Source organism: Amycolatopsis plumensis (assembly GCF_042652605.1).
GTDB lineage: Bacteria > Actinomycetota > Actinomycetes > Mycobacteriales > Pseudonocardiaceae > Amycolatopsis > Amycolatopsis plumensis.
In genome coordinates this window covers 3,580,625-3,593,881 of record NZ_JBHSJY010000001.1, presented here as the reverse complement: position 1 = coordinate 3,593,881, position 13,257 = coordinate 3,580,625, and the positions used below count along the sequence as shown (strand labels likewise).

The following is a 13,257-nucleotide window of genomic DNA, read 5'->3' as shown; positions in this document are numbered from 1 at the left end:
GTCTCCTAGTACTTCAGCAGGTTGGTGTCGTCGACCGAGGCCGAGCGCCGGGTGCGGAAGATGGCCATGATGATCGCCAGGCCGACCACGACCTCGGCGGCCGCGACGACCATGACGAAGAACGCCATGATCTGGCCGTCGAGCCCGCCGTTGATCCGGGCGAAGGTGACCAGCGACAGGTTCACCGCGTTGAGCATCAGCTCGATGCACATGAACACGACGATCGCGTTGCGCCGCACCAGCACGCCGACCGCGCCGAGCGCGAACAGCAGCGCCGACAGCAGCAGGTAGTACGTGGGGGTCATGCCTTCTCCCCTTCCGGGCCTTCCGGAGCGGCCTCGGAACCGACCAGCGCGTGCGCGTCCGGGTGCGGGCCCTCGTCCGCGACGAGCTTGCGTTCCTTCGCCAGCTCGATCGCCGAGGTGGACTCGATGATCGCCGACAGCGACTCCGGGGCCACCGAGCCGTCCGGCAGCAGCGCCGGGGTGGCCACCGAGTTGGCGGTGGCGAAGACACCCGGGCCGGGCAGCGGCGACGGCCGGTCGTGCTCGCCGCGGAAGCGCAGGAGCACCAGCTCCTTCTGCGAGAGCTTGCCGCCCTTGCCGTGCCGGTCGGTGAAGGCCAGCACCATCGCGCCGATGGCGGCGGTGATGAGCAGCGCCGACGTCAGCTCGAACGGGAACAGGTAGTCGGTGAAGATCAACCGGCCGAGGCCCTTCGGCCCGCCACCCGCCGGCGTGGTCGAGTCGAGCGGAACGGCCGGGGTGACGTTCTCCAGCGCCCGGTAGATGCCGGTGGCCAGCAGGGCGGCCAGCCCGATGCCGAGCACCGTCGCCGCCAGCCGCTGGCCACGCAGGACTTCGACGACGGAGTCGGAGCTTTCGCGGCCGACCAGCATCAGCACGAAGAGGAACAGCATCATGATCGCGCCGGTGTAGACGATGATCTGGGTGAAGCCCAGGAACGGCGCCGACTGGATCATGTACAGCGCGCCCAGGCTCAGCATCGTGAGCACCAGCCACAGCGCCGAGTGGACGGCGTTGCGGGAGAAGATCATGCCGAGCGCGCCGAGCAGGGACAGCGGCCCGAGGATCCAGAACGCGACGGCTTCCCCGGTGGAGACCCCGGCCGACACGTTCGGCGCCGCCGCCAAAACCGCGGAGATCACTTGACGCCCTCCCCGCGAGCCAGTTCGGGGCCGTTCACGTAGTAGTCCTGCTCGTTTTCGCCGAGCCGCATCGGGTGCGGCGGCTGCTCCATGCCGGGCAGCAGCGGGGCGAGCAGGTCCTCCTTCGTGTAGATCAGCCGCTGGCGGTCGTCGTCGGCCAGCTCGTAGAAGTTGATCATCGTCAGCGACCGGGTCGGGCACGCCTCGATGCAGAGGCCGCAGCCGATGCAGCGCAGGTAGTTGATCTGGTAGTCCTTGCCGTACCGCTCCCCCGGCGAGAACCGGGCCTCCTCGGTGTTGTCACCGCCCTCGACGAAGATCGCGTCCGCCGGGCACGCCCACGCGCACAGCTCGCAGCCGACGCACTTCTCGAGGCCGTCCGGGTGGCGGTTCAGCTGGTGGCGCCCGTGGTAACGCGGGGCGGCGGGGGCGCCGGCCTCCGGGTACTCCTCGGTGGCGACCTTCTTGAACATCATCCCGAAGGTGACGCCGAAGCCCTTGACGGGATCAAGAAACCCCATCTTGTGCCCCTTCCTTTGCGGTACCGACGGCCGCCGGCTTGCGGCGGGCCGCCTTCGCCTCGGCCTTGGCCAAAGCCTTCTGACGCGGGGTGGTCTGCGGAACCTTGAGGTCCAGCGGCGGGACCGGGAAGCCGCCGCCGGTGACCGGGATCGACTCGCTCTCCTCTTCCCGGCCCGCGGCGCGGACGTAGAAGAACAGCGAAGCGACGATGAAGATCGCGACCGCGGCGATGATGATGGTCGCGGTGTTCCAGGTGATCACCTTCGCGAAGGTCACCATGACGATCCACACGAGGTTCAGCGGGACCAGGACCTTCCAGCCCAGCCGCATGAACTGGTCGTAGCGCAGGCGGGGCAGCGTGCCGCGCAGCCAGATGAACCCGAACAGCAGGACGAACATCTTCGCGAAGAACCACAGCACCGGCCACCAGCCGGTGTTGAGGACGTTGTTCCCGATCAGCGACAGCGGCCACGGGGCCATCCAGCCGCCGAGGAACAGCGTCGTCGCGAACGCCGACACGATCACCATGTTGACGTACTCGGCGAGGAAGAACATCGCGAACTTCATCGAGCTGTACTCGGTGTGGAAGCCGCCGACCAGCTCCGACTCGGCCTCCGGGAGATCGAACGGCGCCCGGTTGGTCTCGCCGACCATCGAGATCAGGTAGATCACGAAGCTCGGGACCAGGTAGAGGAACCACGCCGGCTGCTGCTTGCCGACGATGTCGGCCAGGTTCAGCGACCCCGCCTGCAGGATCACCGCGACGATCGACAGGCCCATCGCGATCTCGTAGGAGATCACCTGCGCCGCGCTGCGCATGCCGCCGAGCAGCGGGTACGGCGAGCCGGACGACCAGCCGGCGAGCACGATCCCGTAGACGCCGATCGAGGAGCACGCCAGGATCACCAGCGCGCTGACCGGCAGGTCGAGCAGCTGCAGCACGGTCCGCTCGCCGAAGATCGACACGACCGGCCCGAACGGGATGGCCGACAGCGCGATCAGCGACGGCACCACGCAGACGACCGGGGCGAGGAAGTACACCTTGCGGTCGGCGGTGTCCGGGATGATCTGTTCCTTGAACGGCAGCTTGATCGCGTCCGCCAGGGACTGCAGGTAGCCGCCGGGGCCGACCCGGTTGGGGCCGGGCCGGTTCTGCATCCGGCCGACCGCCTTGCGCTCCCAGACGATCAGGAAGATCGTCATGATCGGCCCGATCAGCAGGATGACCACGCACTTGAGCAGGATCAGCCACAACGGGTCGTCGGCCAGCAGCGCCGCCCGCGTGGCCGCGTCGGGAACGCTCCCGACGGCGGCTTCGGTCAGCAGCGGGGTCATTGCCCACCTCCAGCGAGGTTCACGACGGCGCCGTGCCCGGCGCCGAGCGTCTTGAACACGGCGGAGCCGTCGGAGTTGCCCGGCAGCCACACGACGCCGTCGGGCAGGTCGGCGATCTCCACCGGCAGCGTGATCGCACCGCGCTCGGTGCTCACCGTGACGGTGACGCCGAGCCCGGCCGCGGTCGCCGCGGACAGCCGCGCGACCGGCGTGCGCTGGGTGCCCTTGAGGTGCGGCTCGCCGTCCTGCAGGGACCCGTTGTCGATCAGCTGGCGCCAGGTCGAGAGGACCGCCTGGCCGTCACCCGGCGTCGCGGGCGGCGCGACCTCGGCGGCGACGTGGCTCCAGCGCAGCGCCGAGGCCTGGCCCAGCTTCTCGAAGTCGCCGCGCGCGGCGGCCGGCGTCTGCGTGAACAGGTCCGCGTCCATCTCGACGGCGAGCGTGTCGAGCACCCGGCAGTCCGGCAGGGCGCCGGTGCCTTCGATCGTCGTGTCGAACGGGCGGGTGCGGCCCTCCCAGTTGAGGTAGCTGCCGGACTTCTCGTCCGACGCGGCCACCGGGAGCACCACGTCCGCGCGCTCGGTCACCGCGCTGTGCCGCAGTTCGAGGCTGACCACGAACCCGGCGGTGTCCAGCGCGCGCAGCGCGAGGTCCGGGTCCGGCAGGTCGTACGGGTCGACCCCGCCGACGACCAGGCCGCCGAGCTCGCCGGCCGAAGCGGCCAGCAGGATGTCGGTCGTGTCGCGGCCCGGGGTGGCCGGGAGCGGGACGCCCCAGGCGTTCTCGACGGCGACGCGGGCGGCGTCGTCGCCGACCCGGCGGCCGCCGGGCAGCAGGGACGGCACGCAGCCGGTCTCCAGGGCGCCCCGGTCGCCGGCGCGGCGCGGGATCCACGCGAGCCGGACGCCGGTGCGCTCGACCAGGTCGTGCAGGGCGGCGAACAGGCCGGGGATCGCGGCGGCGCGCTCGCCGACCAGGACGACGGCGCCTTCGCCGCGCAGGGCCTCGTCGAGGTCCGGCGCGTGCTTGGCGATGCCGTCGACGGCCGCGGCCTCCTGGCCGGGGACGCAGGCGAGCAGCTCGCCGAACGTCTTGCGCACCGACGACGTCGTCCACTGTCCCAAGTGGACGACCCGGGTCTTGTTCCGGCGGGCCGCCTTGCGCAGCCGCAGGAACACGATCGGGGCCTCGTCCTCGGGCTCGAAGGCGACGCACAGGACCGTGCGGGCCCGCTCGATCTCGCCGAAGGTGACGCCGGACTCCGGCGTCACGCCCACGACGTGCGAGGTGAGGAAGGCCAGTTCCTCGGCCGAGTGCGGGCGGGCGCGGAAGTCGACGTCGTTGGTCCGCAGGGCGACGCGGGCGAACTTCGAGTACGCGTAGGCGTCCTCGACGGTCAGCCGGCCACCGGTCAGGACGCCGACGCCGCCGTTGCCGCGGGCCTCGGTGAGGCCCGCCGCGGCGATCCGCAGCGCGTCGGTCCAGGACGCCTCTTCCAGCTCACCGGTCGTCTGGTTCCGGACGAGCGGGCGGCGGATGCGGTCCTCGGCCGTGGTGTAGCGGAAGGCGAACCGGCCCTTGTCGCAGATCCACTCTTCGTTGACGTCCGGGTCGTCGCCGGCCAGCTTGCGCTGGACCTTGCCGCGCCGGAAGTCGGTGCGCTCGGCGCAGCCGGACGAGCAGTGCTCGCAGACGCTCGGCGAGGACACCAGGTCGAACGGCCGCGACCGGAACCGGTACGCCGCGCTCGTCAGGGCCCCGACCGGGCAGATCTGGATGACGTTGCCGGAGAAGTAGGACTGGAACGGCTGGCCGCTGGTCGTCCGCGAAGCCAGGTCCAGGACGTCCGCCGTCTCCGCGGTGCCGATCTGCTGGTGGGCGCCGCGTTCGAGGAGCTCGATGAACGGGTCGCCGGCGATCTCGCGGGAGAACCGGGTGCAGCGCTGGCAGAGCACGCAGCGTTCGCGGTCCAGCAGCACCTGCGTGGAGATCGGCAGCGGCTTCGGGAACGTCCGCTTCGTGTCGACGAACCGGGACTCGGTGCGGCCGTGGGCCAGCGCCTGGTTCTGCAGCGGGCACTCGCCGCCCTTGTCGCAGACCGGGCAGTCCAGCGGGTGGTTGATGAGCAGGAGTTCCATCACGCCCTGCTGGGCCTTGTCCGCGACCGGCGAGGTCAGCTGCGTCTTGACGACCATGCCGTCGGCGACGGTCATCGTGCAGGACGCCTGCGGCTTCGGCATCGGACGGCCGCCCATCTCGACCTCGACCAGGCACTGGCGGCAGGCGCCCGCCGGGTCGAGGAGGGGGTGGTCGCAGAACCGCGGGATGACCGTGCCGAGGCGTTCGGCCGTGCGGATGAGGAGCTCGCCCTTGGGGGCGATGACCTCTTCGCCGTCGATGACCAGCTTGACGTGGCCCTCGGGGACCGGCGTCTCGGTCGTTTCGGGCTTGTCGGGGGCGATCGTCATGCCTGCGCTCCCACGAGTTCGGGCTTGGTCTGTTCGTGCCGGTTCGCTTCGCACAGCGCGAGGAACTCCTCGCGGAAGTACTTGATGCCGCTGGTGATCGGCGACACCGCGCCGTCGCCGAGGGCGCAGAACGACCGGCCGAGGATGTTGTCGCAGACGTCGAGGAGGGTGTCGATGTCCTCCTCGGTGCCGTGGCCGTCGACCATCCGCTCGAGGATCTGCGCCAGCCAGTAGGTGCCTTCGCGGCACGGCGTGCACTTGCCGCAGGACTCGTGCTCGTAGAACTGGGTCCACTTCATCACGGCCCACGGCACCGACACGGTCTCGTTGAAGACCTGGACGGCGGTGGTGCCCAGCATCGACCCGGCTTCCGCCGCGCCTTCGAAGTCCAGGGGAACGTCGAGGTGCTCGGCGGTGAACATCGGGGTGGACGAGCCGCCCGGGGTCCAGAACTTGAGCGGGATGCCGTCCTTCATGCCGCCCGCCATGTCCAGCAGCTCGCGCAGCGTGGTGCCGAGCGGGCACTCGTACTGGCCGGGCTTCTCGACGTGGCCGGAGATCGAGTAGATCTTCGGGCCGGGCGACTTCTCGCGGCCCATCTCGCGGAACCAGCTGGAGCCGCCGTTGACGATGAACGGCGCGCTCGCGATGGTCTCGACGTTGTTCACCGTGGTCGGTGCGGCGTACAGACCGGCGGCGGCCGGGAACGGCGGCTTGAGCCGCGGCTGGCCACGACGTCCCTCGAGGGAGTCGAGCAGCGCCGTCTCTTCGCCGCAGATGTACGCGCCCGCGCCCGCGTGGACGGTGATCTTGAGGTCGAAGCCGGAGCCGAGGATGTTCTCGCCCAGGTAGCCCGCCGCTTCGGCTTCGCGCACGGCCGCGTTGAGGCGGCGGATGCAGTGCAGGGCCTCGCCGCGGACGTAGATGAAGCAGTGGTTGGACCGCATCGCGTACGAGGCGATGATGCAGCCCTCGATGAGCGAGTGCGGGTCCGCCATCATCAGCGGGATGTCCTTGCAGGTCCCCGGCTCGCCCTCGTCGGCGTTGATCACCAGGTAGTGCGGCTTGTCGAAGTTCGGCGGCATGAAGGACCACTTGATGCCGGCCGGGAAGCCCGCGCCGCCGCGGCCGCGCAGGCCGGAGTCCTTGACCAGCTGGACGAGCTGCTCCGGCGTCCCGGCCAGTGCCTTGCGGACGGCGGTGTAGCCCTCGAGTGCCTCGTACGTCCCGATCTGCCAGGAGTTCGGCGACAGCCAGCGCTTGGTGAGGACCGGAGTGATGGGGTCAGCCACTACTTCTTCTCCACTTCTGGCAGCGGAACGTCCTGGGCCACCGGGGCGACCCAGCCGCGCTCCTGCGCGAGCTTCGCGCCCCGCAGCGTCTCGACGGCCTGCGACGGGCCGTCGACGTCCCGGCGGTAGGCCGCCTCGTCCTCCGGGAAGAACCCGGCGAGCTGCAGCTCGGCGCCCTTGAAGTTCGTCAGCGGGGCACCGCGCGTCGGGGCCGGCTTCTTGCCCGCCTGCAGCGCGTCGACCAGCGCGACGGCCTTCTCCTCGGTCTGGTTGTCGAAGTACTCGTAGTTGACCTGGATGACCGGCGCGAGGTCGCAGGCCGCGAGGCACTCGGCGTGCTCGAGGGTGATCGAGCCCGGCTCGTTGGGCGTGCCCGCGGTCTCGTTGTGCCCCAGCGGGTTCTCCTCGGAACCGAGGTGCGTCTGGAGCTTCTTGTAGATCGCGTCGCCGCCCATGGCCGCGCACAGCGTGTTGGTGCAGACGCTCACGAGGTGCTCGCCGCACGGCTTGCGCTTGTACATCGTGTAGAACGTCGCGACCGCGCTGACCTCGGCGTCGGACAGGTCGAGCTGCTTCGCGCAGAACGCGATGCCCTCCTGGCTGACGTAGCCCTGCACCGACTGCACGAGGTGCAGCATCGGCAGCAGCGCCGAACGGGACATCGGGTAACGCGCGATCAGCTCCTGCGCCTTGGCGTGGATGTCGGCGTCGAAGATGTCCTCGAGAGGCGTCTCGGTGATGATGCCGGCGGCCACTTCCGGGTCCGGCGCGATGGCGACGACGTCGGTGTCGGCCGAAGCCGCGGCGTGCGTCGTCGCCGCGTAGTTCGGGCCCGGCTCGGGAACTGCTGTGGTCATCGGTCCACTCCCCCCATGACGGGGTCGATCGAGGCGATGGCGGCGATCACGTCGGCGACCAGGCCGCCTTCGGCCATGGCGGGCATCGACTGCAGGTTCACGAAGCTCGGTTCGCGCACGTGGACCCGCAGCGGCCGGGTGCCGCCGTCGGAGACCAGGTGCACGCCCAGCTCGCCGCGCGGCGACTCGACCGGCGCGTAGACCTGTCCCGGCGGGACCTTGAAGCCCTCGGTGACCAGCTTGAAGTGGTGGATCAGGGACTCCATCGACTGGCCCATGATCTTCTTGACGTGCTCGAGCGAGTTGCCCATGCCGTCGCTGCCGATCGACAGCTGCGCCGGCCACGCGATCTTCTTGTCCTCGACCATGACCGGGCCCGGCTCGAGCTTCTCCAGGCACTGCTCGATGATCTTGAGGCTCTCGTGCATCTCGTGCACCCGGATCAGGTAGCGCGACCAGCAGTCGGCGCCGTTGTCGACCGGGACGTCGAACTCGAACTCGTCGTAGCAGGAGTACGGCTCGGTCTTGCGCAGGTCCCACGGCAGGCCCGCGGACCGCAGCACCGGGCCGGTGACGCCGAGCGCGAGGCACGCGTCCACCGGCAGGTAGCCGACGCCCTTGAGCCGGTTGCGCCAGATCGGCTGGCCGGTGAAGAGCTTGTCGTAGAGCGGAAGGCGTTCCTTCATCGTCTTGAGGAACGCCTTGACGACCTCGACGTAGTCGGCCGGCATGTCCTGCGCGAGACCGCCGGGGCGGATGAACGCGTGGTTCATCCGCAGGCCGGTCAGGTGCTCCAGCAGGTGCAGCACCTCTTCGCGCTCGCGGAAGCCGAGCGTCATCGCGGTGGTGGCGCCGAGCTCCATGCCGCCGGTGGCGATGTAGACCAGGTGCGAGCCGATCCGGTTGATCTCCAGCAGCATCACGCGCAGCAGCTGCGCGCGGCGCGGGGCTTCGATCTGCAGCAGCTTCTCGACGCCGAGGCAGTACGCCATCTCCGTCGACAGCGGCGCCAGGTAGTCCATGCGCGTCACGAAGGTGACGCCCTGGGTCCAGGTCCGGTACTCGCAGTTCTTCTCGATGCCGGTGTGCAGGTAGCCGATGACCGACCGCAGCTGCGTGACGGTCTCGCCCTCCATCTCCAGCACGAGCCGGAGCACGCCGTGCGTCGACGGGTGCTGCGGGCCCATGTTGATGACCATGCGCTCGTCGTGCTGGGCGTCGGCGATGACGTCGTCCCAGTCGCCGCCGGAGACCGTGTAGACGCGGCCTTCGGTGGTGTCGCGGGAGTCGGCGTAGTTCGCGTTGTCCGTGCTGTCGCTGCCGGTCTCGGTGGTCGACGTGCCCGTGGTGACGTCGGAAAGGTTCTCAGTGGTCACGAGTACGACCTCCGCTGGTCCGGCGGCGGGATCTCCGCGCCCTTGTATTCGACCGGGATCCCGCCGAGCGGGTAGTCCTTGCGCTGGGGGTGGCCGTCCCAGTCGTCCGGCATGAGGATCCGGGTCAGCGCCGGGTGGCCGTCGAAGACGATCCCGAACATGTCCCAGGTCTCGCGCTCCTGCCAGTCGGCGGTCGGGTAGACCCCGACCAGCGACGGCACGTGCGCGTCCTCGACGTCGAGGGTGACCTCGAGCCGGATCCGGCGCCGGTAGGTCAGCGACGTGAAGTGGTAGACCGCATGCAGCCGCTGCGGGACGTCGACGCCGTAGTCCACGCCGGACACCGACGACAGCAGCTCGAAGCGGAGGCCGCCGTCGTCGCGCAGGGTCTTCGCGATCGCGGGCAGGTGCTCGCGGGCGACGTAGAAGGTGATCTCGCCGCGGTCGACCGTGGTCTGCAGGATCGCCTCGGCGGGGATCTTGCGCTCGGCCAGCGCGGCGTAGAACTCGTCGGCGAACTGGTCGAACCAGCCGCCGTACGGGCGCTCGGCCGGCGCCGGGCTGTACGCCGGGAGCCGGACGCCGCCGTAGCCGGAGGTGTCACCGCTGCCCTGGACGCCGAACATGCCCCGGCGTTCGCGGCCGGTGACGACCGCTTCGGCCGAGCCCGGTCCCTTCGCCGTCAGGCCGGTTTCGGCTCGCTCGGCGCTCGACTGCTCTTCGCCGGGTTGGGGGTTCTCAGTCATCGCTCTACTTCTTCGCGTACTTGATCGACGACGCGACGAGCTCGGTGCGCGCCCCGCTGGCCGCGCGGATGGCGGCGCGGCGGGCGTTGATCGGCTCGTCCTGGATCTTGGCGTGCAGCTTGAGGATCGCGTCCAGCAGCATCTCCGGCCGCGGCGGGCAGCCGGGCAGGTACATGTCGACCGGCACGATGTGGTCGACGCCCTGGACCACGGCGTAGTTGTTGAACATGCCGCCGGAGGAGGCGCAGACGCCCATCGCGAGGACCCAGCGCGGCTCGGCCATCTGGTCGTAGATCTGGCGCAGGACCGGGGCCATCTTCTGGGTGACCCGCCCGGCGACGATCATCAGGTCGGCCTGCCGCGGCGTCGCGCTGAAGCGCTCCATGCCGAAGCGGGCGATGTCGTAGCGGGAACCGCCGACCGTCATCATCTCGATCGCGCAGCAGGCGAGACCGAAGGTGGCGGGCCACAGCGAGTTCTTGCGCGCCCAGTTGACGAGGCCTTCCAGGCTGGCCAGCAGGACGCCGTTGGGGAGTTTTTCTTCCAGGCCCATGGGTCTAGTTCCAATCCAGGCCGCCGCGCCGCCACACGTAGGCGTACGCGAAGCCGACCGTCGCGATGAACAGCAGGATCTCCACCAGGCCGAACGTGCCCAGCGCGTCCGCCTGCACGGCGAACGGGTAGAGGAAGACCATCTCGATGTCGAACAGGATGAACAGCATCGCGGTGATGTAGTACGCGACCGGCATCCGCCCGGCGCCGACGAGCGGCTGCGGTGACGGCTCGATACCGCACTCGTAGGCGGAGAGCTTGGCCCTGTTGTACCGGCTGGGCCCGACGAGCGGGCCGAGCAGCACCGACAGCACGGCGAACGCCAGCGCCAGCACGAACAACAGGACCAGGGGCAGGTAGGGCTTCAGGCTCGGGGCCTCTTGGGCCAGCTGCACCGTGTCGGTCCGGGTCAGCAACGTCAGCACGGGGTCTTCGCCATCCTTTCCGCGCCGCTGCGGTTGTGCTTGTGGTGGGGAACCGCTGGGCCTCGTCGGCACCCTAAGGGACCTGGGTCACACCGCCGAGGGTCAGGGTCTCCTTACGGCCCGTGGCTGGACCGTGAGCCGCTTGTGAAATAGTTCACAAGCCACTCGTCGTGGATGTGAAGGGATTCACAAAGCATGGGGGGAGTCTAGGACGCGACTCACACTCTTGTCCCTAGTACCCCGTGTTATAAGGGTCTCCTAAGTTCTGCCGCCATCGTTGTCACGGGTCGGCAACGCCGCACGCGCGACCTGCGCGAAAGGCGTTCAAGATCGCGTTCCGGGCGGACAAAACGGGCGCTGACCTGTGATCTATCCCACTGACCGCACGGCCAACTTGCTAGGCCACTCGTGTGTCCGCGCGCGCATGAGGATGCCACTTTCCCTGGGAAAGATGCATCCGCGGGCCCTCGAGACGCATCTTTCCCAGGGAAAGTGACGGGTTGGGGTCAGCGGGGGGAGGGGGTGGCACGGGCGAGGGCCGCGATGAGGCGGTCGACGCCGTCGCCGCCCTTCGCGTCGTAGCAGCCCGACAGGCCCTTGTAGACCAGCGGCAGGAGCTTGTTGATGCGCAGGCCGTACTTGGTGCACGCGTGCATGATCTTCGGCTTGCCGATGATCTTCGCGAAGACGTTGCCCAGCGCGTAGTACCCGCCCATCAGCTCACCGACGGCCCGCGGGTACGCCTCCAAAGCACGCTCCCGCGAAGGCCCTTCGCGCCGCGCCAGCGCCTGCACGACGACCTCCGCGGCGATCTGCGCGGACTCCATCGCCGCCGAGATGCCTTCGCCGTTGAACGGGCTGACCATGCCGCCCGCGTCGCCGAGCAGCAGCAGGCCGTCGCGGTAGTGCGGGGTACGGTTGAAGCCCATCGGGAGGCCGGCGCCGCCGACCTTGCCGATCGCGTTCTCCTCGCGGTAGCCCCACTCCTCCGGCGTCCCGTCGAGCCACTGGCGCAGCAGCGCGCGGTAGTCGGTGTTCCGGAACGAGGCCGACGTCGAGAGCATGCCGAGGCCGACGTTGACCGTGCCGTCGCCGAGCGGGAACGCCCAGCCGTAGCCCGGCAGCAGCTTCGGGTTCCGCGGGTCGGACTTGTCCCACAGCTCGAGGTGGCCCTCGATGAACGGGTCGTCGTGGCGCGGGCTCTTGTAGTACTGGCGCACCGCGACACCCATCGGGCGCTTCTCGTTCTTCTGGATGCCGACGCTCAGCGCGAGCCGCGCGGACACGCCGTCGCAGGCCAGGACCAGCGGCGCGTAGTACTTCACCGGCGTCTTCTCCGGGCCGACCTTCGCCTCGACGCCGACCACGCGCCCGCTCGGGTTCGTGATCGCGCTGGTGACGGTGGTGCGCTCGTACAGCCGCGCGCCCGCCTTCACGGCGAGCTTCGCGAGGAGGTCGTCGAAGTCGTGGCGGGTGCGGGAGACGCCGTACGGCGGGTAGCTCGTCAGGTCCGGCCAGTCGAGCTCCAGCGTCAGGTCGCCGGTGAGGATCCGCAGGCCGCGGCTGTGCACCCAGCCCGCCTCTTCGCTCGTGTCGATGCCCAGGTCGATGAGCTGCTTGACGCCGCGCGGGGTCAGGCCGTCGCCGCAGACCTTCTCGCGCGGGAACTCGGTCTTCTCGAGCAGCAGGACGTCGACGCCCGCGCGGGCCAGGTAGGTGGCCACGGTGGACCCGGCGGGTCCGGCGCCGACGACGATGACTTCGGCGTCCTGGTCTGCGGTGCGTCGCGTCATACGCGCGAGTCTAGGCAGGCTTGCGCGCCCGGTGGATCGCCACGACCCCGAATGTGAGGTTCAACCACTCGACGTCGGTCCAGCCCGCGCTCGCGATGATCTCGCCGAGGGTGCGCTGGTCGGGCCAGGTCAGCATGGATTCGGCCAGGTACTTGTACGCCTCCGGGTTCGACGACGTCCGGCTGCCGACCCAGGTCAGCAGCTTGAGGACGAACCGCCGGTGGACGAACCGGATGGGCGCGAACGGCGGCGTCGAGACCTCGCAGATGACCAGCCTGCCGCCCGGCTTGACCACCCGGGCGATCTCGGTGAGCGCGGCCTTCGGGTCGACGAAGTTGCGCAGCGCGAGCGAGATGGTCACGGCGTCGAAGCTCTCGTCCGCGAACGGCAGGTTGAGCGCGTCGGCCGCCACCATCGGCACGTTGCGGTGCAGCCCGGCGCGCAGCATGCCGAAGGAGAAGTCCGCGGCCAGGCACCAGGCGCCGCCACGGGCGTACTCGACGGTCGAGACGCCGGTGCCGGCGGCCAGGTCCAGGACCTTTTCGCCGCGGCGGGCGTCGAGGACGCGGGCGGTGGTGGTGCGCCAGCGCCGGTCGAAGCCGAAGGTCATGAACGAGTTCGCCCGGTCGTACCCGGACGCGACGCCGTCGAACATCGCGGCGACTTCGTGCGGGTCCTTGTCCAGGCTTGCGCGTGACATGACTTGAATGTAGACAGCCGGGC

Annotated in this window: 13 protein-coding genes; all 13 read right to left on the bottom strand. The window is 69.7% G+C overall.

From position 1 onward, the window contains the following. Nucleotides 1-5: 5 nt before the first annotated feature. A complete protein-coding gene (gene nuoK, locus ACFPLC_RS17395; RefSeq protein WP_003081840.1) occupies nt 6-305 on the bottom strand; it encodes an NADH-quinone oxidoreductase subunit NuoK in 300 nt (99 codons plus the stop codon). Further along, nucleotides 302-1,168, bottom strand: coding sequence for an NADH-quinone oxidoreductase subunit J (locus ACFPLC_RS17390; protein ID WP_191311504.1), 867 nt, complete (start codon nt 1,166-1,168; stop codon nt 302-304). Before ACFPLC_RS17390 ends, nuoK begins: the two co-directional genes overlap by 4 nt. After that, the gene (nuoI, locus tag ACFPLC_RS17385; RefSeq protein ID WP_043783834.1) at nt 1,165-1,689 is read right to left on the bottom strand and encodes an NADH-quinone oxidoreductase subunit NuoI; all 525 of its coding nucleotides are present in this window, start codon (nt 1,687-1,689) and stop codon (nt 1,165-1,167) included. The genes ACFPLC_RS17390 and nuoI overlap by 4 nt, the downstream gene beginning before the upstream one ends. Beyond that, nucleotides 1,676-3,025: an NADH-quinone oxidoreductase subunit NuoH gene (gene nuoH / locus ACFPLC_RS17380; RefSeq protein WP_191311500.1), complete on the bottom strand. Its 1,350-nt coding sequence runs from the start codon at nt 3,023-3,025 to the stop codon at nt 1,676-1,678. The genes nuoI and nuoH overlap by 14 nt, the downstream gene beginning before the upstream one ends. Then, nucleotides 3,022-5,493, bottom strand: coding sequence for an NADH-quinone oxidoreductase subunit G (locus tag ACFPLC_RS17375; RefSeq protein WP_378189323.1), 2,472 nt, complete (start codon nt 5,491-5,493; stop codon nt 3,022-3,024). Before ACFPLC_RS17375 ends, nuoH begins: the two co-directional genes overlap by 4 nt. Next, nucleotides 5,490-6,785 carry an NADH-quinone oxidoreductase subunit NuoF gene (gene nuoF, locus ACFPLC_RS17370; RefSeq protein WP_378189324.1) on the bottom strand — a complete coding sequence of 432 codons (1,296 nt, stop codon included), beginning with the start codon at nt 6,783-6,785 and terminating at the stop codon, nt 5,490-5,492. Before nuoF ends, ACFPLC_RS17375 begins: the two co-directional genes overlap by 4 nt. Further along, nucleotides 6,785-7,642, bottom strand: a complete 858-nt coding sequence (gene nuoE / locus ACFPLC_RS17365) for an NADH-quinone oxidoreductase subunit NuoE (protein ID WP_378189325.1) — start codon at nt 7,640-7,642, stop codon at nt 6,785-6,787. The genes nuoF and nuoE overlap by 1 nt, the downstream gene beginning before the upstream one ends. Then, nucleotides 7,639-9,018, bottom strand: a complete 1,380-nt coding sequence (locus ACFPLC_RS17360) for an NADH-quinone oxidoreductase subunit D (RefSeq protein ID WP_378189326.1) — start codon at nt 9,016-9,018, stop codon at nt 7,639-7,641. The genes nuoE and ACFPLC_RS17360 overlap by 4 nt, the downstream gene beginning before the upstream one ends. Continuing rightward, nucleotides 9,015-9,764 carry an NADH-quinone oxidoreductase subunit C gene (locus ACFPLC_RS17355; protein WP_378189327.1) on the bottom strand — a complete coding sequence of 250 codons (750 nt, stop codon included), beginning with the start codon at nt 9,762-9,764 and terminating at the stop codon, nt 9,015-9,017. Before ACFPLC_RS17355 ends, ACFPLC_RS17360 begins: the two co-directional genes overlap by 4 nt. A gap of 4 nt (nt 9,765-9,768) precedes the next feature. After that, complete coding sequence (locus ACFPLC_RS17350) at nt 9,769-10,317, bottom strand: NuoB/complex I 20 kDa subunit family protein (protein WP_093954411.1); 549 nt, start codon at nt 10,315-10,317, stop codon at nt 9,769-9,771. Between the two features lie 4 nt (nt 10,318-10,321). Next, nucleotides 10,322-10,741, bottom strand: a complete 420-nt coding sequence (locus ACFPLC_RS17345) for an NADH-quinone oxidoreductase subunit A (protein WP_051736101.1) — start codon at nt 10,739-10,741, stop codon at nt 10,322-10,324. A 506-nt stretch (nt 10,742-11,247) separates the two neighbouring features. After that, nucleotides 11,248-12,534 carry a geranylgeranyl reductase family protein gene (locus tag ACFPLC_RS17340; protein ID WP_378189329.1) on the bottom strand — a complete coding sequence of 429 codons (1,287 nt, stop codon included), beginning with the start codon at nt 12,532-12,534 and terminating at the stop codon, nt 11,248-11,250. 10 nt (nt 12,535-12,544) lie between these two features. Then, complete coding sequence (locus ACFPLC_RS17335) at nt 12,545-13,234, bottom strand: class I SAM-dependent methyltransferase (protein WP_378189330.1); 690 nt, start codon at nt 13,232-13,234, stop codon at nt 12,545-12,547. Between the last annotated feature and the right edge of the window lie 23 nt (nt 13,235-13,257).